This window comes from Microbacterium sp. zg.Y909 (assembly GCF_024626565.1).
This window is the reverse complement of the sequence record NZ_JANJFJ010000369.1, coordinates 1-4,361: the sequence shown is the minus strand read 5'-3', so window position 1 is coordinate 4,361 and position 4,361 is coordinate 1. Positions and strand designations below refer to the sequence as shown.

Below are 4,361 nucleotides of genomic sequence, written 5' to 3'. Positions count from 1 at the left end.
GAGCGCGCGCGACCTACCCTGGGGGGCATGGCACGCTCTCCCCTCACTTTAGCCGCGTCAGTCACGTCGGCCCTTCCCCGGGTCGCCGTCGTCGGGGTCGGGGAGCTGACAGAGAGCGCCGCCGGCCGCTTCGATTCGGCGGTGGCCGACCTCGACGACGGCCGCCGCGTGGTGGTGCGGGTGGCCAACTCCGCCGAGGCCGCCGACGAGCTGGTCGCCCAGGTGCGCGTGCTGCGGGCCCTGTCGGCCGGGGTGCGCGGCGTGCTGCCCTTCCGCGCTCCCGAGGTGCTGGGCGAAGCAGGCCTCGGCGGCTCACGGGTGTTCGTGTCCGACCTGCTGCCGGGCTACCGCGTCGAGGCGGCCCATGTGCCCCCAGGGCGCGGCGTCGCCACGTCGCTGGGCGCCGCGATCGCCGACATCCACGGCCTGCCCATCTCGGTCGTGCGCGATGCGGGCCTTCCCGCCCGCACCCCCGCGCAGGTGCGCGACGAAGCCGAACGGATGCTGGATCGGGCCGAGGCCACGGGGCTGCTCCCCTTCGCCCTGCTGCGGCGATGGAGCACGGCCCTCGCCGCGGACGAGCTCTGGCGGTTCGAGGCCGCCGTGACGCTCGGCGGGGCCGAGCCCACCGCCTTCCTGCTCGAAGACGTCGACGACGTCCCCACCGTCACCGGCCTGCTGGACTGGCACGGCCTGAGCGTGGGCGACCCTGCGGCTGACCTGCGGTGGCTGGCATCCGCGCCGGAGGCCGCCGAGGACGTGTACGCGGGATACCTGGGCCGGGCCCACCGCGCACCCGACGCGCGCCTGCGCGACCGCGCACGCCTCTACGCCGAGCTGGAGTTCGCGAAGTGGCTGGTTCACGGCCAGGCCGCAGGCAGCGAGAGCGTCGTCAGCGACGCGGTCGCCTTGCTGCAATCCCTCGCCGATGGAGTCGGGGAGACACCGCTCGTCTCGACCGATGCGGTCGACGTCGACGACGCACTGGCCAGGGTGGGCCGCATGTCGGATGCGACAGGTGAGATCGTCGACACGTCGATGCAGACCGACACGTACGACCCCTCGATGCTCTCGATGTTCGCCCAGGACACCGCCGACAGCGACCCCGACCCCACGGCCCAGCCGACCCAGCCCCTCGAGCTCTCGCTGTTCTCGTCGGACGACGCCGCGCCGGCCGCGGCCCAGACCTCAGCCGAGGCCACAGCCGCAGCCGCAGCCGCAGCCGAGGCCGACCGTGACGACAGCTCCGCGGGCCCCGCCCACGAGCAGGAGCGCGACGACGCCGCCCGCAACGCGCTGCGTCGCTGGCGCACCACCGAGTAACGACGTTCGGCGCGACACGCGGTGCAGGCGGGCCGCGTAGCGGACCCACGGGCAGGCGGGGTCACCCCCGCAGCACGACCCCCGCGCCGACGTAGACGAGTGCGACGTCGATGAGCTCCACCGGCACCCCGTGCTTGGCGTGGTAGGCCGCGCGGTACAGCTCCAGCTGCACCATGCGCTGCTCGCGCTCGGCGGCTGTCGTCGGCGGGCGGCCGGTCTTCCAGTCGACGATCTCGTAGCGCTCTCCCCGGCGGTAGACGGCGTCGAGCTTGCAGATGATCACGTGCTCCCGGCCGTCGGGCCCGGTCATGGTGAAGTCGATCTCGGTCTCGACCTCGATGGGGCGCAGCGGCGCCCACTCGGTGGCGGCGAACGCTTGCTTCAGCTGCGCCATCGCCTCGGCGTCGTCGGTGGACAGGGGCGCAGCGCCGTCGCCGGCGTCGTCGTCGAGCTCCCACAGCGCATCGTCGGTCGACGACCCGGCGCCGACCAGGCCCGATCGGTGTTCCACCCAGGCGTGGAAGAGGGTACCCAGACGCGTCTGGCGGTATGGCCGCTCGGGCAGGGGACGCGCGACGGCGGCCACGGTGCCGGCGAAGTCGCTGACGTAGTCCTTGTACCGCGAGGCCGGGATGCGGGTGGGTGCTGAGCGCACCCGGTCGGCGGCGCGCGCGGCCCGTTCGGCCAGCAGCAGCTCGAGTTCGGGATGCGGCTCGGGCCGGTCTTCCGCCTGCGCGGCGCGCACCGCCTCGGCGGCGGCGTGCACGGCGTGCGTGCGGGCACCCAGCGGGTCGATCGGCCACGTCAGCAGGCGGCGCTCCCCCAGGTACGGGTTCACGTCGGGCTGCGGTTCGGGCGGCTCGACACCGAGCGCCTCCGCCATCTCGAGCAGGAAAACGCTCGGATCGCGCGCGCTGCGCGTGCCCGACCAGCTCGAGCCGGTCATGAGCAGGTGGTCCCTCGCACGGGTGACCGCCACATAGGCCAGTCGGCGGTCCTCTTCGAGCTGGCGCGCGCGCTGCGCGGCGACGAAGTCCTCGAGTGCCGTCTTCAGCCCCTGCTGCGTCGGCGCGTCCTCACGGTGCCAACGCAGCCGCGGCAGCCACGGGGCGTCGCCACGGAACTCGTACGGCAGCACGCCGAACGACAGCCACCCCTTGGTGTCCTTCGCCGCGGTGGGCAGCTCGTCCTTCACCAGACGCACCACCGCCACGGCATCCCACTCGAGTCCCTTGGAGCCGTGGATCGTGAGCAGCTGCACGACGTCGTCTTCGGGCGGCTCGGTGCGGGGCGCGAATTCGTCGAGCTTCTCGGCGTGGTCGAGCCAGGCCAGCAGGCTCGTGAGCGACCCGGTCTCGTCGGCGGCGAGAAAGCCGTGCAGCTCGTCGACGAAAGCGCGCAGCTGCTCGGAGGCGATGCGGGCGGGACCGCGCGCCTCGTTCGCGGCGAGTTCGACGTCGAGCCGCAGCTCGAGTTCGATGAGCCGGACGAGTTCGGGGATGGGCAGCCGCGCCGCGCGCCGCAGTCCCGCGAAGACCGCCCCGGCCTCGCGCAGCCGCTCGCGCGCTGCAGGCGTGAACCCGGCCAGCCATCCGTGGTCCGCGGGGTGGCGCAGCACGAAGTCGAGCGCATCGATGAGCGAACCCTGGTCCTGGCCCGCCGAACCGCGCAGGCGCTCCGCGACCTCGGGAGCGAGTGGCCGGAGGGCATGGTCGTGCCGCACGATGCGGCGGGCGAGCTCCGCCAGGGCGCGCAGGTCCGCCAGGCCGATGGCCCAGCGCGGCCCGGAGAGCAGCCGGATGAGGGCAGAACCCGCGGTCGGGTCGGCGATCACCCGCAGCGCGGAGACGACGTCGACGACCTCGGGCGTCGACAGCAGTCCGCCGAGCCCCAGGATGCGGTGTGGGATGCCGCGGCGCGCGAGCGCATCGCCGAAGCGCACCATGTGCTTCTTGCTCCGGAAGAGGATCGCCCCTGTGGTCGCCTGCCCCGCGGCGGCGCGGCGGTCGCGCACGTCGGCGAACCACTGGGCGACGCGGTCGGTCTCGGCATCCAGGTCGTCGTCGAAGGCGATCTGCACGTCGCCCTCGGGGGCTGCGGGGCGCGCCAGCAGCTCGTCGACCGGCACCGGGGCGGTCGACGCGAGGGGGGTGAGCACGGCGTTGGCCGCCGTCAGCACCCGCCGACTGTTGCGCCAGCTGGTGCGCAGGGCGAAGCGACCGCTCTCGCCGTCACCGGCGAACGCGCGCGCGAAGTCACCGAGGTTGCCCGCACTCGCCCCCCGCCATCCGTAGATCGACTGGTGCGGGTCGCCGACCGCCATGACGCCGGTGCCGCGGAAGAGGGTGGCCAGCAGATCCGTCTGCACGACCGAGGTGTCCTGGTACTCGTCCAGCAGCACGACCCGGTACCGATCGCGCAGCTCGGCGGCCACGGACTCGTGACTGCGTACGACTTCGAGGGCGCCGGCGACCTGATCCGAGAAGTCGATGACCCCGAGCCGCGCCTTCTGCCTGTCGTACTCGGCCGCCAGCTCCGCCAGCAGCGACAGCGCACCGACCTTCTCGGCGGCGCGTGCGACCTCGGCGTACACGACCGTGCGCTTGTTCTCGGAGGGGCGCTCGAGCACGTCCGCGAACCGCTCCGGGAAGGCGGCGAGCTTCGTGAGGGGCACGAGGTTGTCGACGCTGTCACGGGCGATGCGCAGGGCGGCGTCGATGATGCTGCGCACCGACTCGCCGCGCTCTTCGAGGCGCGGGTCCTCGGAGGCGAGCACGACGCGTCGCATGAGCAGCCAGGCCGCCGAGTCGCTGAGCACCGCCGCCTGACCGTCGCGGCCGATGCGCACGGCGTGCTCGCGCACGATCGCGTCGGCGAAGCTGTTGTACGTGGACACCGTTGGCCGGTGCAGCAGCGACTCGTCGTCGGCGTCGTCGGGTACGGCGCCCGTGGCGGCGACGAGGCCCGCGAGAAGGGCCCGCCGCGCGGCGTCGTTGGGCGCGTCGGCGAAGGCATCGAGGCGTCCCGCGGCGTGAAGA

Annotated in this window: 2 protein-coding genes; one reads left to right on the top strand and one right to left on the bottom strand. The window is 73.5% G+C overall.

Features of this window, described 5'->3' with window-relative positions; translation table 11 throughout:
- The first annotated feature begins 27 nt into the window (after nucleotides 1–27).
- Nucleotides 28–1,323, top strand: coding sequence for a phosphotransferase (locus NQ160_RS19385; RefSeq protein ID WP_257516751.1), 1,296 nt, complete (start codon nucleotides 28–30; stop codon nucleotides 1,321–1,323).
- Nucleotides 1,324–1,384: 61 nt separating this feature from the next.
- Here NQ160_RS19385 and NQ160_RS19380 read toward each other — a convergent pair.
- The coding region (locus NQ160_RS19380; RefSeq protein WP_257516750.1) for an ATP-dependent DNA helicase at nucleotides 1,385–4,361 on the bottom strand (2,977 nt) is incomplete at its 5' end.